At 23.9% G+C, this 2,010-nt stretch carries 1 protein-coding gene; it reads right to left on the bottom strand.

What is annotated here, in order from left to right; translation table 4 throughout:
- Nucleotides 1-98 precede the first annotated feature (98 nt).
- Nucleotides 99-1,958, bottom strand: coding sequence for an ABC transporter ATP-binding protein (locus BU00_RS0103500; protein WP_156926443.1), 1,860 nt, complete (start codon nucleotides 1,956-1,958; stop codon nucleotides 99-101).
- Nucleotides 1,959-2,010 lie beyond the last annotated feature (52 nt).

Here is a 2,010-nt window from a genome sequence, read left to right on the forward strand (position 1 = left end):
AAAAATATTTTTTTTATAAATTTTTGGTAAAAAACGCACTTTTAAAAAGTAAAAGTGCGTTAGTATAATAAATTACTGAAAGTTTAAATTAATAAATATTATTCCATAGATTTCATTCATAATTCTTTATATATTCCATTTTTTTGGATTAATTCTAAATGATTACCTGATTCTTTAATTTCACCATTATTAATTACTAAAATTAAGTCTGAATTTTTTATTGTACTAAGCCTGTGAGCGATTAAAATTGTACTTTTATTTTGCATTGACTTATCCATTGCTTGTTGTACAATTAATTCCGTTTTTGTATCAATGTTAGATGTTGCTTCATCCATTATTAATATTTTAGAATTTTTATAATTTGCACGAGCTATTGAAATAAGTTGTTTTTGACCTTGTGATAAATTAGAACCAGAATTTAAAAGAATTGTGTTTTCTTTTTCTTGGAGTTTTTCTAAATGTGGGATTAAATCAGAAACCATTAAACTATTATTAAAATGATTTAAATCAAAATTTTCTTCTGAACCATAAATAATATTATTTTTTATAGAATCACTAAAAAGATGAACTTCTTGTAAAACAAGACTTATTACACTTCGTAATGACTCTTTTTTAATATCTTTAATATTAATTCCATCAATTAAAATTTCTCCATCATTGATTTCATAAAATCTGCTTAGGAGATTAATAATAGTAGTTTTACCAGCACCCGTTGGTCCTATTAAAGCAACTTTTTGACCAGGTAATACTTTAAAAGAAATATTGTTTAATATTTGCTTGTCTTTATATCTAAATGATACATTTTTATACTCAATTAAACCTTGAAATGGAACTTTTGTATTATTATTTAGAATTTTTCAAAATAACTCATTGGATTCATTTTTATATATTTCTATTTGTCCTTGATCAACTTCAGGGGTTTGATCCATTAAATTAAAAATACGTCTTCCACCAGCTATTGCACTAAGTACTTGTGATGAATTTCTTAATATTGTAGCAATAGGAGAAGCGAAACTTTTAGCAAATTGTGTAAAAGCTATTAAAACACCAATTGTCAGACCAATACCTTCGCTCTTACCCCTTATTATTAAAATAGCACCAGCTAATGTTACACATAAATAACCTATGTTACCTAAATTTTGCGTTAGAGGGAACATTGATTGTGAATATGCATTTGCTTTGAATTCTTTTTTTGCTAATGAATTAGCTAATTCAGTGAATTTTGTAATATTTTGAGTTTCTTGATTATATGTTTTTGATAATTTAAAACCAGAAATGACCTCTTCTGTAAAACCAAATAATTTAGCGTTATCACTTTGTCTTTCATGGTAAAGTTTTCTGGATTTTTGCCCTATTTGATATGTAAATAAAGTAATAATAAACATCATACCAACCATAATTAGAGATAATTGCCAACTTAAAATAAACATTGTGATAATTGAAATTATTAGAGTAATTAAAGAATTTATTAAATTAGGTACAACAAAAACTAAAAAAGTTTTAAGAGAAAACATATCACTATTAAAACATGCAATAATTTTTCCTTTTTGTTCTTTGTTTAAAAAACCTAATGGTAAACTTTGCACCTGTTTATATAGTTCATCGCGCAAGTCAGTGATAATTTTTTGACAAATATATATAAATATTAAACGATTAACATAGTTAATTAATATTGAGAACACAAAACAAAGACTTGACAGTATTATAACGGTTGTAAATCATTGTCAATTAAATTTATTTATATCATAATTAGGATTGTTAATTACATCATACAAAAAGTTATCTACAATAATTTTTCCGATAAAAATTTGATTATATAACATACCAATGGTTGCTAAAATAGAAGTTAAAATTCCGAGGATAAAACTTACTTTATCATTTTTTCAAAAAAGTAAAATTAATCTCTTTAAAATTCCTTGGAAGCGTAGATTATTTTGTGTAAATTCTCTTAATAGCAAATATTTAATTTAAAATATTTATATTAGGAGAATTTTTTTATGAAAAAGAAAA

Origin of the sequence: Mycoplasma leonicaptivi ATCC 49890 (assembly GCF_000622205.1) — a bacterium.
Classification (GTDB): Bacteria; Bacillota_I; Bacilli_A; order Mycoplasmatales; family Metamycoplasmataceae; genus Mycoplasmopsis; species Mycoplasmopsis leonicaptivi.